Below are 17,579 nucleotides of genomic sequence, written 5' to 3'. Positions count from 1 at the left end.
TATTTATAATTTTAGAATTGTATAGCCTTCTCCGTTGAGCTGTATCAAGGCCGTCATAGCAGAAAGTGAAATTTGAACCTCAGGAATCAGTTCGGTTTTATCGAATCCTCTTGAAACAATAGATTGCCCACAAATAATGACCTGTACACCTTCATCCAATAGGGACTTTACCAATTTTGAATTTGGATTTTCTATTTGATATCTTTTTTGGTAAGCGCTATCATTTATAAGGTCTTTGGTCGCTTTGTTGTGAATTACTAGAGCCACTTTTAATTGATGGGGGGGAACCCCGGATTGAGCATGCATATTTAAAAATCTTGCAACCGTTTCTATGGCCAGATTAAGTTCGCCTAGGTCTTCAGGGCTAGAAGTTACTTCAAAGACTACTTTGAATTCCTTGTTAATATCTATCTTAACATCTGGATTTTCTACCCGAAAGACTTTGCCAAACTCCTCAATAATTGGTCCAGTGTTTTTAGTTTGGGCGAAGGTGTTGTGTGATATGAAAAGCATTATAAATAATGCTGAAACCAATATTTTTTTCATGGGAGGATCTTCAAAGCCTAAATATATTTAAAAATCAGAAAACACCTTGTTAATGTTCATAATAATTAAAGGATGATTTTAGGATAAAGTTATTTATGGTTAATTTCACAATTCCTTAGGATTTAAACCAAAACACATTGGAAAAATATTTAAAAGTTCTGAATGAGGCTCAAAAAGCGCCAGTTCTGCACAAGGATGGTGCATTAATGGTAATTGCTGGTGCCGGTTCTGGAAAAACAAGGGTATTAACATACCGTATCGCTTATTTAATGGATCAAGGAGTTGATGCCTTCAATATTTTAGCCTTGACTTTTACAAATAAAGCGGCACGCGAAATGAAAAAACGAATTGCTAAAATTGTAGGGAGTTCCGAGGCTAAAAATCTATGGATGGGAACGTTTCATTCCGTTTTTGCAAAGCTCTTGCGTTTTGAAGCTGATAAATTGGGATATCCAAGTAATTTTACGATATATGATACGCAAGATTCCCAACGACTAATCGCCTCCATTATTAAGGAAATGGGATTGGATAAAGATATATATAAATACAAACAAGTACAGAATAGGATATCTTCTTATAAGAATAGTCTGATTACCGTTAAGGCTTATTTCAACAATCCTGATTTGGTAGAGGCTGATGCCATGGCGAAACGTCCACGAACAGGGGAAATATATAAAAACTATGTTGATCGTTGCTTTAAGGCGGGGGCAATGGATTTTGATGACCTGTTGTTGAAGACAAATGAATTGCTTACCAGATTTCCCGAGGTCTTAATGAAGTATCAAAATAGGTTTAAATATATTTTGGTAGATGAGTACCAGGATACGAACCATTCTCAATACTTAATAGTAAAGGCTCTTTCGGATAGATTCCAGAATATTTGCGTGGTAGGGGACGATGCCCAGAGTATCTATTCTTTCCGAGGTGCTAATATTGACAACATCCTGAACTTTCAAAAAGATTATGAAAATGTGGCGATGTATCGGTTAGAGCAGAATTACCGCTCCACAAGGAATATCGTAAATGCAGCCAATTCTATCATTGCAAAAAACACCAAACAACTCGAAAAAGTTGTTTGGACGGCCAATGATGATGGATCCATGATAAAATTGCACCGAAGCACCACCGATGCGGAGGAAGGAAGGTTTGTTGCAGAATCCATCTTTGAACACCGCATGCAAGAACAGTTGCTAAATGGCAGCTTTGCCGTACTTTACAGGACTAATTCCCAATCTCGTTCCATAGAGGACGGGTTACGAAAACGTGATATTCCTTACAGGATTTATGGAGGACTTTCATTTTATCAACGTAAGGAGATTAAAGACGTGCTTTCTTATTTGAGGTTGGTTTTAAACCCAAAGGACGAAGAAGCTCTGAAACGGATCATTAATTTCCCAGCTAGGGGAATAGGCCAGAGCACCATGGATAAGTTATTAGTGGCCGCCAACCACTACGGTCGTTCTATTTTTGAGGTCATGGAAAACCTGGATAAAATTGATCTTAAGATCAATTCAGGAACCAGACGCAAATTGGAGGATTTTGTTATGATGATCAAGAGTTTTCAAATCACCAACGAGACTTACGATGCTTTTGCGATTGCCGAACACGTAAGCAAAAAGACTGGACTGCTGTTGGAGTTTAAAAAGGATGGTACACCAGAGGGTATTGCCAAAATGGAAAACATTGAGGAACTGCTTAACGGAATGAAGGATTTCGTGGAAGGTCAAAAAGAAATCGCCGACGCCATGGGAAACCTAGGGGAATTTATGGAAGATGTTGCTCTGGCAACAGATTTAGATAAGGACACCGCAGATGAAGATAGGGTAGCGCTGATGACCGTACATATGGCAAAAGGTTTGGAGTTTCCGTATGTTTATATTGTTGGAATGGAAGAGGACCTTTTTCCATCGGCCATGAGTATGAACACCAGAAGTGAACTAGAGGAAGAGAGGCGTTTGTTCTACGTAGCATTAACAAGAGCTGAGAAACAGGCCTACCTGACCTATACGCAAAGTAGATATCGGTGGGGAAAACTAGTAGACGCTGAACCTAGTAGGTTTTTGGAGGAGATAGATGAACAATATGTGGAGAACCTAACTCCCGTGGATAACTATCGGTATAAATCCTTTATCAATGCTGATATTTTTGGGGATGTGGACAAGAGCAAACTAAGACAGGTAAAACCACAATCTAGTACGCCCCCAACAAGTTATACGCCGAACGAGAACCAACTTAGGAAGTTGCGAAAACTAAAGCCAGAATTGGCCACACCCGTTGGCAACACCAATGAAGTAGATCCCAATTTGGCAGAAGGATCCTTGGTGAACCATTCTCGTTTTGGAAGGGGAACCGTTCTAAAAATAGAAGGCATGGGCAATGATAAAAAGGCAGAAATAAAATTTGATAAGGGAGATGTTAAGAAGCTTTTGCTCCGTTTTGCAAAATTGGAGATCCTGTCATAACATGAGAATATAGTACGATGGCAGAATTTATAAAAATTTATCCAGAAAATCCCAACCCCAAGGAAATCAAAAAAGTTGTTGATGTCCTTAGAAAAGGAGGCTTGGTCATTTACCCAACGGATACGGTTTATGGATTGGGTTGTGACATAACCAATACTAGGGCCCTAGAAAAAATAGCCAGAATCAAGGGCATTAAATTAGATAAAGCCAACTTCTCTTTTATTTGTGCCGACCTTAGTAACTTATCGGATTATGTGCGTCAAATAGACACGGCCACTTTTAAAATCTTAAAAAGGGCACTACCTGGGCCTTATACCTTTATCCTTCCGGGCAATAACAACCTTCCAAAGGAGTTTAAAAAGAAGAAGACTGTAGGAATCAGGGTGCCAGACAATTCCATAGCCAAAGCTTTGGTCGTGGAACTTGGCAATCCTATTGTATCTACTTCTATCCGTGATGAAGACGAGCTGTTAGAATATACTACAGATCCTGAATTGATTTTAGAAAAATGGGATAACTTGGTAGATATAGTTATTGATGGTGGTTATGGGGATAACGTAGCCTCTACTATTGTAGACTTGTCTGAAGGTGAACCTGTAGTAATAAGAGAAGGAAAGGGAAGCTTGGACATTCTATAAACTTCAAAATCAAGCTCATTTTATTTGATGATTTTAAGACATAAAGAAAAGCCGCAACTGTAAGTTGCGGCTTTTCTAATATGCATTAAATTAATTCTTAGTTGATCTTAGGATCTTTCATCCCTTCTTCGATCATACTATAGAATTGGTCAATTTTAGGAAGAACTACAATTCTTGTTCTTCTGTTTTTAGCCTTATCTGTAGAAGATACAGGAACATACTCACTTCTACCTGCTGCAGTCATACGTGCTGGATTAACACCAAAATCTTTTTGTAAGATACGAACAACAGCTGTTGCTCTCTTAACACTTAGATCCCAGTTGTCCAATAAAACTCCACCGCTGTAAGGCACTGTATCTGTGTGACCTTCAACCATAAATTCGAAATCTGGTTTGTTGTTCACTACTTTAGCAACTTTACCCAAAACTTCTTTAGCTCTAGAAGTTATGTTATAGCTACCACTGCTAAACAATAATTTATCAGAAATAGAAACAAAAACAACACCTTTTTCAACACTAATCTCAATATCCTCATCATCCAAGTTGCCAAGAACACCTTTTAAACTTTGTACTAGAGACAAGTTTACAGAATCTCTTCTTGTGATAGCGTCATTCAATTTTCTAATGGTAAGGTCTTTTTCTTTAAGACTTTCCAAAGATTTTTCTAAGTTATCGGCACCTTTGCTCGTTAATGTAGTAAGGTTACCCATGTTGTTAATTAAATCTTGGTTGTTTGCTTTAAGGAAAGCATTTTGGTCTTCCAACGTTTTCATCCTTGAAGTCGCAGAAGCTTTTTCCTCTAAACATCCATTTAATTTAACCGTAGCAGAGTTCAAAAGATCTTGAGTTTCTTTCTGCTTTGACTCTAAATCGGAGTACTTCTTTTGTGATACACATGAAGATAACAATAATGCTACCCCTAAAAATCCTACTAGTATTTTTCTCATAATTTTTACTTTATTTTTTTGTTTCGTTTTATTAATATTTTGTTCTCTTGAATTAGGTCAAAATTATATAAAAACCTAGCGCTTGGGTAGGGCATTTAGTTAATTTTTTACTAAAGTGTTAAATTTTCTTACTTGATATACGAAATGCGACCATACAATAGATCTCGTAGCGTAGTATTTATTAATAAAATTATTTTTTTCCCGCTTTTTATACATTTTACCAAATTGTCTATAAAAACTTAGATGTGCCCTTAAAATGGCCCAACAATGTTGAAATTTCAATTGAAAGATAAAACGAAAACCAGCTATACCGTCTAATAGTAGTCGAAAGAAGATAATTGGGATGGCCTTTTTTCTTGGCAAATTTTTGGTAATGGAGAATAAGGAATTTCTAAAATTTAAATAGGTCTTTTTAGGGTTCATATTACTCAAAGTAGATCCTCCCAAATGAAAAACATGGGACGTGCCCACATAATATACCTTATATCCTTTATTTTTTGCTCTCCAACAAAGGTCAACTTCCTCCTGATGAGCAAAATAATCCTCATCAAACCCACCTAATTCATGAAAAACCTTATTTTTTATGAACATACAGGCGCCTGTAGCCCAGAATATCTCCTTGATGTCATCATATTGATGTGTGTCTCTTTCCAATGCCTGAAAGATACGTCCCCTACAGAAAGGATATCCCAGTTGGTCTATAAAACCCCCAGCAGCTCCAGCATATTCAAAATAGTCCTTATTATTTAAGTCCAAAATTTTTGGCTGAATGATTGCAGCTTCGGGGAATTCTTCAAAGGTCTTTAGAATAGGTTCTAGCCAGTTTTGGGAAACTTCCACATCCGAATTAAGTAAACAAAGAATTTCAGAATCTATGAATTTTAAGGCATCATTATAACCCTTTGCGTAACCTCCGTTAGTATGGTTTTGGATTATTCTTATTTCTGGATAGTGTTCTTTGATAAAGGCAATGGAATTGTCTGTAGAGGCATTATCTGCTACATAAATATCCGCTCCTGCAGAAAATTGTGTAATAGAGGGGAGGAATTGATCCAATAAGGATTCTCCGTTCCAGTTAAGTATGACAATTGCTATTCTTGACATTCATGTCCATGCCGATCCTTTTGCGGCACCTTATTTATTTAAGTTATATGACAATCCAACAGATTGCCCACCAATTACTGGTACTTTCCAAAGCTCACAAATTAACGGCTAAAATCAGGAATATGCTGTAAAAAAGTATATTTTTCTTTTTCTAAGTCCATTTTGCAATAATAGTGGTCCTGTCCATTGGTAACCATCAAGTAATTGGCTTTCAACTCCATGTTATAGCGCGCAATTTGATCAAATGTTAGTTGTGAAATCTTTATTTCTGGCGCTTTACATTCTACTAAAATTTCAATGGAAGCATCAGAATTATAAACTACCACGTCGTATCTCTTAATCATATTGTTCAGTTTCACTTGCTTTTCTACGTTTATGAGACTTTTCGGGTAATTTTTGTCGGAGATAAGATGGTGCACCACATGTTGTCTTACCCATTCCTCGGGCTGTAATACCACAAATTTTTTGCGGATAACATCAAATATCTGAACTTTATTTTCGCTATTTTTGAAGCGAAAGTTGTATGCTGGAAAGTTCAGTGGTTGCATAGGGCAAATTTGATGAATTTTTTTGGATGAAGGAAGTAAAACAGATAGTCTCGGATATTAAAAGCGGAAATATAAAATCCATTTATTTTTTAATGGGGGAGGAGCCCTATTATATAGATAAGATAGCCGAGTATATTGAAAAAAACGTACTTACTGAGGAAGAAAGGGGGTTTAACCAAATGGTGCTGTATGGAAAAGAGGTAACTATAGAAGAGATTGTTGGTAATGCAAAACGATATCCTATGATGTCGGACAAGCAGGTGATCATTGTAAAAGAAGCCCAACACCTATCGCGCTCCATAGAAAGTCTAGTAAGTTATGCAGACAATCCACAGCCTTCTACGGTTTTAGTATTTTGTTACAAATACGGAAAACTAGACAAGCGAAAAAAAATATACAAAAGCATACAAAAAACCGGGGTTTTATTTGAAAGTAAAAAGCTGTATGACAACCAGGTTTCGGAGTGGATAAAAATGGTGCTTCAAGGAAAAGGGTATTCTATATCTCCCAAGGCTGCCATTTTATTAGTGGAATATTTAGGTACCGATTTAAGTAAAATAAACAATGAACTGGAGAAACTACAATTGGTCCTCCCAAAGAATGTTGAAATTACACCGGCAGCCATTGAGGAGCATATAGGGATAAGTAAAGATTTTAATAATTTTGAGCTTAAAAAGGCAATAGGAGAGCGAGATATTCTTAAAGCTACCCGCATTATCCATTATTTTGCGCAAAATCCCAAGGATAATCCATTTGTGGTCACCGTGACTTTATTGCATAATTTTTTCTCCCAATTACTACAATATCATGGGATGTCTGATCATTCTCCAAGAAGTGTAGCGAGTACTTTGGGGATCAACCCTTATTTTGTGCAGGAATATCAAATAGCAGCTAAAAACTACCCCATGAAAAAGGTAAGTCAGGTAATATCCTATTTGAGGGAAATGGATCTTAAGGGAAAAGGGGTTGGTGGTGCCAATCTTTCTCAGGCTGATCTCCTAAAAGAACTCTTAGTTAAAATAATATAATTATTTCCTATCTGCACTATATTTCCCAGGTCCCAATAACATTATTATTGCAAAAAAGCCCAGGTACATAATAGCCAATTCTTTTCTACCCAAAGCATCCGAAATATGAACAATAAAGGTGGCGACGAACATAGCGATTGCAGGTGGTAAGGCAGCCCACCTAGTTTTAAACCCTACGATAATAAGCACGGGGCAAATAAATTCAGCAATAACCGTTAAAAATAGAGAGGGAGCTACACCGAGGCCAATGGGGTCCGCGAACTCAAAATCACCACTCAACAATTTTTGAAATTTTGGATATCCATGAGTAAGCATCATCGCGGACGGCACAATACGCAAAAGCAACAATCCTAAATCTGTGGTAAGGGAACTTTTCATTTTAAATTAAGATTTGAGTTGTATAAAAGTATAGATTTATTTTTAAATGGTACTCCTAACAAAAAATGATTGTTCAGGCAATTGCAATTATAAGAACATTTTATGTTTTGAACACAATTCTATATTCAATTTTTAAGAAGAAAATTTGTCCTCTAAAATAGATTAGATATGCCAAACTAATTTAGTATCAGATAAGCTATCTCAATTTTGGAAAATCAGCGGGATTACTTTCATGCATGATGCTATAGATTTTTTCAAACATATCCTCGGCATTTGGTTTTGAAAAATAATCTCCATCTGTGGCATATGCTGGCCTATGTGCTTTTGATGTTATGGTTTGAGGAGCACTATCTAAAAATTGATAGGCACCTTGTTTTTCTACTATTTCCTGAATTAAATAGGCTGAGCAACCGCCTGGGACATCCTCATCGATTACCAATAATCGACTAGTTTTTTGAACGCTTTTAAGGACATCATGATGAATATCAAAAGGCAACAGACTTTGTGCATCTATTACTTCCACATCAATTCCCACCTCATTTAGCTCATTTGCAACTTGAAGTACAATTCTTAATGTAGAACCATATGAAACTATGGTCATGTCCGAACCTTCTTTAACAGTCTCTACAATGCCAATAGGGGTGCACAGTTCACCGAGATTATTTGGAATAGCTTCTTTTAAGCGGTATCCATTTAAACTCTCTATGATAAGACCAGGCTCATCACTTTTCATTAAGGTATTGTAAAAACCGGCTGCCTTAGTCATATTCCTAGGCACTAGAATGTACATACCCCTTAGTAGATGGATTAATGCGCCCATTTGTGAACCAGAATGCCAAATACCTTCCAATCTGTGTCCACGGGTTCTAACAATAAGTGGTGCTTTTTGTTTGCCAACAGTTCTGTAGTGCAGGGTAGCGAGATCATCGCTAAGCAATTGAAGTCCGTACAACAGATAATCCAAGTATTGAATTTCAGCAATTGGTCTCAACCCTCTCATGGCAAGCCCAATTCCTTGACCAATTATAGTGGCCTCACGAATACCCACATCGGCTACACGAAGTTCACCATATTTTTTTTGAAGGCCTTCTAAACCTTGGTTAACATCTCCAATGGCCCCGCTGTCTTCTCCAAAGATCAAAGCCTCTGGATACGCCTCGAACAACTTATCAAAATTGTCCCTAAGAATAACCCGACCGTCCACTTTTTCAGGTTGGGGACTATAGGTAGGCTTAATTTCTTTTACATTGATAGCATTATTAGGAAGTTCACTATATAGATGTGAACTGTAATTTGTCTGGGTGTTCTGTATGAATTTTTCAATCCATTGTAACAATTCTGTTTTGGGTGTAGAATTTTCCCCAATAAGATATCGCAGGGTCTTTCTAGCCTTTGAGGTTAAATCCTTTTTGGAAGGTTCTTCAATAGCTATAAGATCGTTAATAATTTTGGTGATAAAGGTTTTGTTAGGGCTGCTATGTGCAACGTTTTCCAATAAAGTTAAAAGTACTTTTTTTGTTTTTTTATGAGGAGCCAAAAATTCTTCCCACGCTTCTTTTTTGGCCGTTCGGACCTCTTTTATAGCAGATTTCTCAATGGCTAGCAATTCTTCCTCATTAGTAATATTATTTTCAAGGATCCATTCTCTAAAACGCTTGTTACAGTCATTTTCTGCTTCCCAAGCTAATCGGTCCTCACTTTTGTAACGTTCATGTGATCCAGAAGTTGAGTGACCCTGTGGTTGAGTTAGCTCTTTAACATGAATAAGAACGGGTACGTGTTCTTCTCTGGCTATGTCCGCAGCATTCTCATACGCATGTATTAGTGCTGTATAGTCCCAACCATTGACTTTTAAAATTTCGTATCCTTTGTTATCCTCATCTCTTTGAAAACCTTTAAGAATTTCGGAAATGTTTTCTTTTGTTGTCTGGTGCTTGGCAGGAACCGATATTCCATATTTATCGTCCCAAACACTTATTACCATGGGTACCTGCAAAACGCCCGCAGCATTGATGGTCTCAAAAAAGTGTCCTTCACTAGTACTGGCGTTACCTATAGTACCCCAAGCTACTTCATTCCCGTTTTTAGAAAAATTAGTAGTATCTATTCCTTTAACGTTTCTATAAATTTTTGAAGCTTGAGCCAACCCCAAAAGTCTAGGCATTTGAGCGGCTGTAGGCGATACGTCAGCACTACTATTTTTTTGTGCTGTTAGGTCTTTCCATGTGCCATCGGCATTTAAACTATGGGTTGTAAAATGTCCCCCCATCTGTCTTCCGGCACTCATGGGTTCTTTTTCAATATCTGTAGTGGCATAAAGGCCATGAAAAAATGCCTTAGGGGTTAAGAGATTCAAAGCCATCATGAACGTTTGATCCCTGTAATACCCACTTCTAAAATCACCATCCTCAAAGGAACGGGCCATGGCCAGTTGAGGGAGCTCCTTGCCATCCCCAAAGATTCCAAACTTGGCTTTGCCGGTCAAAACTTCCCTTCTTCCAAGAATACTGCATTCTCTACTAAGTACTGCTATTTGATAATCGTGTAAGATTTGATTCTTAAAATCTTCAAAAGAAATATCATTGCTAGTTTTTGAGTCTACTTTCATTACTGGGTTATGATTTTGCACAAAAATATCAAAATAGAGTGATTTTTGCAATTTAGGAGACAGCTTATTTATTAATAAGTTATTAAATATTCCGTAATTGTAAATTATAAAATTATGAATAATGCAATAAATAGAAAAAATAATGAGAATTTGCTAACAAATTAAAACCATTTTCTATTGAAAAGTCCTAGAAGGGTCTTAGGACTCAAGGTTACAATAAACCTAATTTTCTCTTCATAATTGGGTTGTGAGACCTCCCAACCATTATTGGAATACAAGGGGAAGTAAAGCTCAAAATAATCTGTAACCAAGTTTAGGCGAACTCCTGAGTCATAAACGAAGCGTTCTTTAAAACCTTTGCTCTTTAAGAAGCCAACGTCTCCATAAAGCTCTATCCAGCGCCAAAGATTAACACTTGCATTGGTCGTTGCCATCCAATCGTTGGAAAAAGGAATTTCCAATTTCGATTTAAATCCTCCTTCTGCTATTACGATCTGCTGACTGTAGATGCCAGTATCCTCTGAACGACCTAAATAACTATAATCAAATAGGTAATCTGTTGGTCTGTCCAATGCGAAACTAAAAAAGTCTGAATTGGTTTGGTTCCTTAAAAATTTTCCTGCAAAGAATCTTACGTTTAATTGACGGTTGTTTTCAAATAGCTTTCTGTATTCTAAGTTAAAAGCGACTTTTGAAAAATTGATGGAGTGTTGCGCATCAAAAAACCATGATACATAATCTATAACCCCATTGTTGGAATTGACATATCGGGCATTTATAACGCTGTAATCTGGATCTGTGGTCAGATTTTGATTTTCATCTACTACCCTAAAAACATTCACATATCTAAAGGTTAAATATTCTCTTTTATTGGAGATGAGATTATCGGGTCTCCATCCAAAACTGATAGAAGGAGTTATGGTGGTGTATCTAGAATTTTCTGCAAAGTGGAACGAAGAGCCGCCTATTGAATAATTGGCCACAAACATATTTTGGCCCTGATAGTATTTTCTATAGTTAAATTTTCCATATCCCACTAAAGCTTGTTCCTTTAGGGCATAGGAAGGTGCAAAATCAAAAATAAATGGTCGTTCTAAAAGGGTTTTATTGTGAATACGCATTCCAGGGGTAATGCCATCGTAAATATTAAAACCTAATACAGGTACATAGAATATCTGATTGTAATATGGATCTTCAGTATCCTTAAAAAATTGAAATTTTAATTTTTTATTACTAGAAAAAAAACCGTTCAAGGATTTCCAATTATCTCTTTGGTTGAACTCTGGAATTTTTTGGTCATAGTTAAGCACTAAGCGATCTTCGCCTTGTCTTGGAATGGTAAATGTTTTTTTTTCTGAAATATCTGAGAACCAATATTTGGAGACAACAGAATCCTTTCTAATTCCGAAAAGGGAAATAGGCACATTGGTTCCCCCTTTATTTTTTAAAGTAATAGCTAGGGAATCATCAGTTTTAAAAACGTTGCTAATGTTATAATCTATTCTTTTATTAGAGGATACATACTCTTTATTAAACCATTTAATATCCATAGTAGTAGAACCTTCCAAAATGGCAACAAAATCATCCTGTTGAACTGGTTTTAGCTTGTAATTCTCATAAAATTCTGAAATACTTTTGGCTACGTTTTCTTCCCCAATGTATTCTGATAAATATGCAAGTCCCAAGCCAGCCTTGTATCTATTGGCAATTTTTTGATTAAATTTTATTAGAGAATCGTTTGCAGTTACTAATGATTGGTCCAAGTTTTTTCTTGCGGTGAGCATATGCAGGAAAGAATATTGCTCATTAAAGTCCATTTGTGCAAGGTGAAAACTTCTCAATCCCCAAATAGTGGACAATTTTCCTAATAATTTTTGGTCTTCATAGTACTCATCCACGTATTTTATCATAAGATAATTGACCAAGGCATCGTAGACCCATCTGTCTTTTCTAATATCAAAAAAAAGTGTTTCCTTTAAAAAGCTGTTAAGAGCCGTTTTAAGAAATTCCATTTCAAATTGGAACTGATCTTCGTAAGGTCTAACAAAGGAGGGTAACTGATTTAGTCCATATAGTGGATTCTTTTGATTATCAATATTACTTACTAATAGATGCCCATGAGGATATCCTCCCAAATTGTCCGTAATAAATTGGGCGACTTTGTTAATGGATATGCCTTTGGATATTGGATCATATTTGGGGATTTCCAAATCTGTAAGGACGGTAAGGGTAGGGGTAACGTGTTTGGTAAATGTCCTTTCAGGGTTTATAATGATTTCAGCACTTTTACTATTAATACCCTCTAGGAACGATTGTTTTAAAAAAGAGGTGTTGTTAGTCCTGACTTCAGTAAAATTGCTTGCCAAAAACAAACCCTTGGGATACTTGAATGTTATTTTGGTGTTTGTTATCCCGGTGTAAAGATCTTCCAAATTCTTGTTGGAGTACAAAGACCATTTCCCATTGGAATAAACGGCAGGGGTTAAGTACCAGTCCTTTAAATAGTATTTGTTTTTGTTGTCATATCCAAAAGGGGTAAACTTATTCGGCGGAAGTTTTACTCTATAGGTAATGAATATTTTGATTGATTCCCTTGGTGCCAGTGGTGCGTTAAGCGAAATTTTAATAATATCCCTTTGGCGACTCCGCTCCCAAGTTAGACCACTATAGCGGTCATCTACCACACTTAAGATATTAGTGGATCCCCTTTCGTGGGATTTGGCCAAGTGAAGCCCTTTCTTAAATTCTTCAGCAAATCTTTGTGCTAGAGCCGTATTTTTATTGGAGTAGGCTTGTGGCCAGTCATTAAAGAATAATTCTGGTAAAGAGTCATTAGAATCATTTACATAAACAAACTGCTGTTGTATATAAATATCTTTTTTTGCTCCATCCAAAGTTGCAGTCAGCGTATTCAGGTGTTGGCCGTTAATGCTACCCATACCAAGGACAATGGCAATAGCGCATAAATAAATAACATTAAAATGTATAGGCTTGGGGAACATATCCTTTTAGAAGTTGGGGCTTAAGGTTCTTCCTCTATAGAAAGAATCAATTATTTCAACTACCTGCTCCTCAGTATCCACTAGTTGTATCAGGTCCATATCATTTATACTGATATTGCCTTTCTCTAGCATAATGTTTTTAATCCAGACAAATAGACCTTCCCAAAAATCTGTTCCTACTAATATAATTGGAAATTTTTCAATTTTATTGGTCTGTATGAGGGTAATCGCTTCAAAAAGTTCATCTAAGGTTCCAAAACCTCCTGGCATCACTACAAAGCCCTGTGAATATTTCACAAACATCACTTTCCGAACAAAGAAATAGTCAAAATCGAGACTTTTATCGGCATCAATATAAGGATTGTTATGTTGCTCAAATGGCAAATCTATATTGAGACCTACAGAGGTTCCTCCGGCCAAATGAGCTCCTCTATTTCCTGCTTCCATAATTCCTGGTCCTCCTCCGGTAATAATACCATAGCCAGCTTCAGAAATACGTTTAGCTATACTTGTTGCCAACTCATAATATGGATCACCTTCTTTTGTTCTAGCGGAACCAAAAATAGAAACACAAGGTCCAATGGCACTCATTTTTTCAAAACCGCTAACAAACTCCCCCATAATCTTGAAAATAGCCCAAGAATCATTGGTCTTTATCTCATTCCATCCTTTATGGTGTTGTTCTTTTCTCATGTACTCGTATTTAAAGCTTTTGATATAAAATTAAGCCATCAATTACCAATTCCTACAAGAATATAGCAGTTTTCTGTACTACAAACCTAATTCTTTTCTTAGAAATTTTGAGGTGTAACTCTTTTTATCTTTTGCTATTTCTTCAGGGGTACCTTTGGCAACCAGCTTACCACCACCGCGGCCTCCTTCATAACCAATATCAATAACATGGTCTACCATTTTAATGACATCCATGTTATGTTCTATGACCAAAATGGTATTTCCTTTGTCTACCAATTTGTTTAGTACGTCCATCAACACTCTAATATCTTCAAAGTGTAATCCGGTAGTGGGCTCGTCTAAAATATAGAAGGTATTTCCAGTATCTCTTTTAGATAGTTCTGTAGCCAGCTTTATACGTTGAGCTTCCCCTCCAGATAGCGTGGTAGACTGTTGCCCCAAAGAAATATATCCCAAGCCTACATCTTGAATAGTCTTTACCTTCCTTTGGATTTTTGGTATATTTTCAAAAAAGTCAACCGCTTCATTAATGGTCATTTCCAAAACATCTGCTATGGATTTACCTTTGTACCTTATTTCTAGAGTTTCCCTGTTAAAGCGTTTTCCAATGCAGGTCTCACATTCCACATAAACATCCGGCAGAAAATTCATTTCAATCACCCGTAATCCTCCACCTTGACATGTTTCACAGCGACCTCCTTTTACATTGAAACTAAAACGTCCTAATTTATAGCCCCTTATGGCCGCTTCCTGTGTTTTTGCAAAAAGCGATCTTATTTCACTGAAGACTCCAGTATAGGTAGCAGGATTAGATCTTGGTGTTCTCCCTATAGGGGATTGGTTAATATCTATGACCTTATCTATGTGTTCCAGACCTTTTATCTTTTTGTAGGGCATAGGTTTTTTAACACCATTAAAATAGTAGGCATTCATTATAGGATAGAGGGTTTCATTGATCAAAGTAGATTTTCCGCTTCCCGAAACTCCGGTAACCCCAATCATTTTACCTAAAGGAAATTCTACGGTAACGTTTTTTAAATTGTTGCCCGTACAACCAGATAGCACAATACTTTTTCCATTACCTTCTCTGCGGTGTTCGGGAACGGCTATTTTCTTAACCCCAGTAATGTAATCTGCTGTTAAGGTATGTTCATTTTTTAAATCCTCTGGCTTTCCTTGGGATATGATTTCTCCACCGTATTTGCCAGCTTTTGGACCAATATCAATAACATGGTCAGCCCTTTCAATCATGTCTCTATCGTGTTCTACCACAATGACTGAGTTGCCTAAATCGCGTAAAGCCTCCAAAGATTTAATTAATCGTTCGTTGTCTCTTTGATGCAGGCCTATGCTAGGTTCATCCAATATATAAAGAACACCGACTAGTTGGGACCCTATTTGTGTGGCCAATCTGATCCTTTGTGCTTCCCCTCCGGAAAGGGATTTAGAACTTCTGTTCAGGGATAGGTAATCCAAGCCTACATCTAAAAGAAATTGAAGTCTTGTTTTAATCTCTTTTATAATTTCTTCAGCGATGATCCTTTGGTTTCCATCCAATTTTTTTTCCAGACCATCAAAAAAGGCAGCAAGCTCCACTATGTCTAATTCTGAAAGCTCTGCAATGTTCTTTTCTTCAATTTTAAAATAGAGCGACTCAATTCTTAAACGCGATCCATTGCAGGTAGGACAATTTATTTTGTCCATGTATTCCTTAGCCCACCTTTTTATGGATGTAGATTCGGCTTCCTCAAATTGGTTCTTTAGAAAGTTAGAAATACCTTCATAATCTATCTTATAATGTCTTTTGACTCCCAATATTTTGGAGTCGACCTCAAAACTTTCTGCACCTCCGTGCAAGATGATATCCAAGGCTTCCTTTGGAATAGTATTAATAGGGTCTGTAAGTTCAAACTCATAGCGTTGGGCAATAGTTTCAATTTGCTTAAATGCCCATGATTTTTTGTATTCTCCCAAAGGGGCAATTCCTCCTCCTTTAATGGAAAGCTTTGGATTTGGAATAATTTTCTTGTCGTTTACTTCATGAACATTGCCCAAACCATTGCAGTAGGAGCACATACCTTTTGGCGAATTGAAGGAAAAAGTATTTGGTTCTGGTGATGGGTAAGAAATGCCTGTAGTAGGACACATAAGATCCCTACTGAAATAGCGGGGAACTATGGTGCCTTCCTCTAAGATCATCAATACATTTTCACCACTGTACATAGCGGTGTTGATAGTTTCAGAAAGTCTCTTATCCAAATCGGCCGACTGATTTACGTTTAATCGGTCTATCACAATCTCAATATCGTGGGTCTTATAGCGATCTACCTTCATCCCCTTTACAATATCCTTTATTTCGCCATCGACCCTGACTTTGATAAAGCCTTGTTTTGCAACCTGTTCAAAAAGCTCTCTATAATGACCTTTACGAGATTTTACAATGGGGGCTAAAACATTAATTTTTTTATCATTATAATCTTCCTTAATCAGCCCTTTGATCTGTTCATCGCTATAGCTTACCATTTTTTCGCCTGTGTTATAACTATAGGCATCACCTGCCCTAGCAAATAAAAGACGTAAGAAATCGTAGACCTCGGTAATGGTCCCTACAGTTGATCTTGGGGATTTTGAAGTAGTTTTCTGTTCTATGGCAATAACAGGGGATAGACCATCTATTTTATCTACATCAGGACGTTCTAACCCACCAAGAAATTGACGGGCATATGCAGAAAAAGTTTCTATATATCTGCGCTGTCCTTCAGCATAGATAGTATCAAAGGCAAGGGATGATTTTCCACTCCCTGAGAGTCCTGTAATTACTACTAGTTTTTCTCTAGGAATGGTTACATCAATGTTTTTAAGGTTATGGACCCTAGCGCCCTTAACCTCAATATTTTCCTCGTATTTTGTCATTTTCTATAGCAAAGTTGCAAAGTTACGATTTTGGTACCTAATAACGAAGTAGGGTCTATTTTGATTTTTGTTAATTAAAACCTTAGAATTAAATTAGCTGAGCCAATTTTAAAACTTATAAAATGCCGCTTTTAGGAATTGGATCAAGAATACAACATAGGGAATTTGGAAAATGAGTAGTGACCAATGTCACCTCCAAACACTATTGGGTCACATTTATCGATAACGGTTTGGAAACTATAGCTTTGGATGCCGAATTTGATATAATCGAATTGGTGGAAAAGGAGGTAGATACTATTAGTTTTTCTGAAGTAGAACAATCCCTCATTTCTATTTTAAGGAGGTGGAGTGATGCCAATCAGATTACCCCATTGCAGACAAGTGGAAGGGTGGAAGTTTGGTTTTGAAGCCTGTAGATGCCAATCTATCCGAAAAGGAAATACCGTTGGACACTTTCTTTCATTAAATTGTTATGGTAAGGGATAGAATGTGGGTGTTGGAGCAAAAAATAAATACCAGCACCAATTTAGAAGATAAAGAAAAGGTAGACTTACAACAGTACATTACTAGAGTCTACGGAAGTTTAACCACCTTTAATGTATTATTCCATAATAAAAGTGACCATTTTATTGAGGATAAATCCAAATAAACCTTTGAAAATCCCTTTTGAATGGATACTATATAATTCCTAAAATTAATTAGATAGGTGTTCT

General features: G+C 36.8%; 12 protein-coding genes and 1 pseudogene. 4 read left to right on the top strand and 9 right to left on the bottom strand.

Translation table 11 applies throughout. From position 1 onward, the window contains the following. Positions 1–3: 3 nt before the first annotated feature. Entirely contained in the window at positions 4–546 is a 543-nt protein-coding gene (locus tag ABXZ36_RS08675) for a DsrE family protein (RefSeq protein WP_354615116.1), read from the bottom strand. 137 nt (positions 547–683) lie between these two features. On the opposite strand from ABXZ36_RS08675, the gene ABXZ36_RS08670 reads away from it, so the two are divergent. Together ABXZ36_RS08670 and ABXZ36_RS08665 are read left to right on the top strand one after the other, a co-directional pair. After that, positions 684–3,008: an ATP-dependent helicase gene (locus ABXZ36_RS08670; RefSeq protein ID WP_354615115.1), complete on the top strand. Its 2,325-nt coding sequence runs from the start codon at positions 684–686 to the stop codon at positions 3,006–3,008. A gap of 17 nt (positions 3,009–3,025) precedes the next feature. Continuing rightward, positions 3,026–3,646, top strand: coding sequence for an L-threonylcarbamoyladenylate synthase (locus ABXZ36_RS08665; protein WP_354615114.1), 621 nt, complete (start codon positions 3,026–3,028; stop codon positions 3,644–3,646). Between the two features lie 97 nt (positions 3,647–3,743). On the opposite strand, the gene ABXZ36_RS08660 is transcribed toward ABXZ36_RS08665, so the two are convergent. The 3 genes from ABXZ36_RS08660 to ABXZ36_RS08650 all read right to left on the bottom strand — a co-directional run bounded on the left by ABXZ36_RS08660 (position 3,744) and on the right by ABXZ36_RS08650 (position 6,244). Then, a complete protein-coding gene (locus ABXZ36_RS08660) occupies positions 3,744–4,592 on the bottom strand; it encodes an OmpA family protein (protein ID WP_354615113.1) in 849 nt (282 codons plus the stop codon). A 99-nt stretch (positions 4,593–4,691) separates the two neighbouring features. Beyond that, a complete protein-coding gene (locus ABXZ36_RS08655; RefSeq protein ID WP_354615112.1) occupies positions 4,692–5,696 on the bottom strand; it encodes a glycosyltransferase in 1,005 nt (334 codons plus the stop codon). 101 nt (positions 5,697–5,797) lie between these two features. After that, complete coding sequence (locus tag ABXZ36_RS08650) at positions 5,798–6,244, bottom strand: type I restriction enzyme HsdR N-terminal domain-containing protein (RefSeq protein WP_354615111.1); 447 nt, start codon at positions 6,242–6,244, stop codon at positions 5,798–5,800. Between the two features lie 26 nt (positions 6,245–6,270). Between ABXZ36_RS08650 and holA the strand changes: the two genes are divergently transcribed. Then, a complete protein-coding gene (gene holA, locus ABXZ36_RS08645; RefSeq protein WP_354615110.1) occupies positions 6,271–7,272 on the top strand; it encodes a DNA polymerase III subunit delta in 1,002 nt (333 codons plus the stop codon). Here the strand turns inward: holA and ABXZ36_RS08640 are convergent, their stop codons facing one another. The 5 genes from ABXZ36_RS08640 to uvrA form a co-directional block, all read right to left on the bottom strand. Continuing rightward, on the bottom strand, positions 7,273–7,650 hold the full coding sequence (locus ABXZ36_RS08640) for a DoxX family protein (RefSeq protein WP_354615109.1): 378 nt from the start codon (positions 7,648–7,650) through the stop codon (positions 7,273–7,275). It lies immediately after the preceding gene. Positions 7,651–7,846: 196 nt separating this feature from the next. Continuing rightward, positions 7,847–10,258, bottom strand: a complete 2,412-nt coding sequence (locus ABXZ36_RS08635) for an alpha-ketoacid dehydrogenase subunit alpha/beta (RefSeq protein ID WP_354615108.1) — start codon at positions 10,256–10,258, stop codon at positions 7,847–7,849. Between the two features lie 161 nt (positions 10,259–10,419). Then, positions 10,420–13,260, bottom strand: coding sequence for a gluzincin family metallopeptidase (locus ABXZ36_RS08630; RefSeq protein WP_354615107.1), 2,841 nt, complete (start codon positions 13,258–13,260; stop codon positions 10,420–10,422). A gap of 6 nt (positions 13,261–13,266) precedes the next feature. Then, on the bottom strand, positions 13,267–13,953 hold the full coding sequence (locus ABXZ36_RS08625; RefSeq protein ID WP_354615106.1) for an LOG family protein: 687 nt from the start codon (positions 13,951–13,953) through the stop codon (positions 13,267–13,269). 78 nt (positions 13,954–14,031) lie between these two features. Further along, positions 14,032–16,866: an excinuclease ABC subunit UvrA gene (uvrA, locus tag ABXZ36_RS08620; RefSeq protein WP_354615105.1), complete on the bottom strand. Its 2,835-nt coding sequence runs from the start codon at positions 16,864–16,866 to the stop codon at positions 14,032–14,034. 179 nt (positions 16,867–17,045) lie between these two features. On the opposite strand from uvrA, the pseudogene ABXZ36_RS08615 reads away from it, so the two are divergent. Next, positions 17,046–17,515, top strand: a pseudogene (locus ABXZ36_RS08615) (DUF8685 domain-containing protein). Positions 17,516–17,579: the final 64 nt, after the last annotated feature.

The organism is Sediminicola arcticus (assembly GCF_040566695.1).
GTDB classification, from domain to species: domain Bacteria; phylum Bacteroidota; class Bacteroidia; order Flavobacteriales; family Flavobacteriaceae; genus Sediminicola; species Sediminicola arcticus.
The sequence above is the reverse complement of the archived record's forward strand: the minus strand, read 5'-3'. Positions and strand labels throughout refer to the sequence as shown.

Coding starts and splice junctions, on each gene's coding strand:
- ABXZ36_RS08650 (WP_354615111.1), bottom strand. CDS start 6,244: ATGCAACCACTGAACTTTCCAGCATACAACTTTCGCTTCAAAAATAGC.
- ABXZ36_RS08675 (WP_354615116.1), bottom strand. CDS start 546: ATGAAAAAAATATTGGTTTCAGCATTATTTATAATGCTTTTCATATCA.
- ABXZ36_RS08660 (WP_354615113.1), bottom strand. CDS start 4,592: ATGAGAAAAATACTAGTAGGATTTTTAGGGGTAGCATTATTGTTATCT.
- ABXZ36_RS08655 (WP_354615112.1), bottom strand. CDS start 5,696: ATGTCAAGAATAGCAATTGTCATACTTAACTGGAACGGAGAATCCTTA.
- ABXZ36_RS08665 (WP_354615114.1), top strand. CDS start 3,026: ATGGCAGAATTTATAAAAATTTATCCAGAAAATCCCAACCCCAAGGAA.
- ABXZ36_RS08630 (WP_354615107.1), bottom strand. CDS start 13,260: ATGTTCCCCAAGCCTATACATTTTAATGTTATTTATTTATGCGCTATT.
- ABXZ36_RS08640 (WP_354615109.1), bottom strand. CDS start 7,650: ATGAAAAGTTCCCTTACCACAGATTTAGGATTGTTGCTTTTGCGTATT.
- uvrA (WP_354615105.1), bottom strand. CDS start 16,866: ATGACAAAATACGAGGAAAATATTGAGGTTAAGGGCGCTAGGGTCCAT.
- holA (WP_354615110.1), top strand. CDS start 6,271: ATGAAGGAAGTAAAACAGATAGTCTCGGATATTAAAAGCGGAAATATA.
- ABXZ36_RS08625 (WP_354615106.1), bottom strand. CDS start 13,953: ATGAGAAAAGAACAACACCATAAAGGATGGAATGAGATAAAGACCAAT.
- ABXZ36_RS08635 (WP_354615108.1), bottom strand. CDS start 10,258: ATGAAAGTAGACTCAAAAACTAGCAATGATATTTCTTTTGAAGATTTT.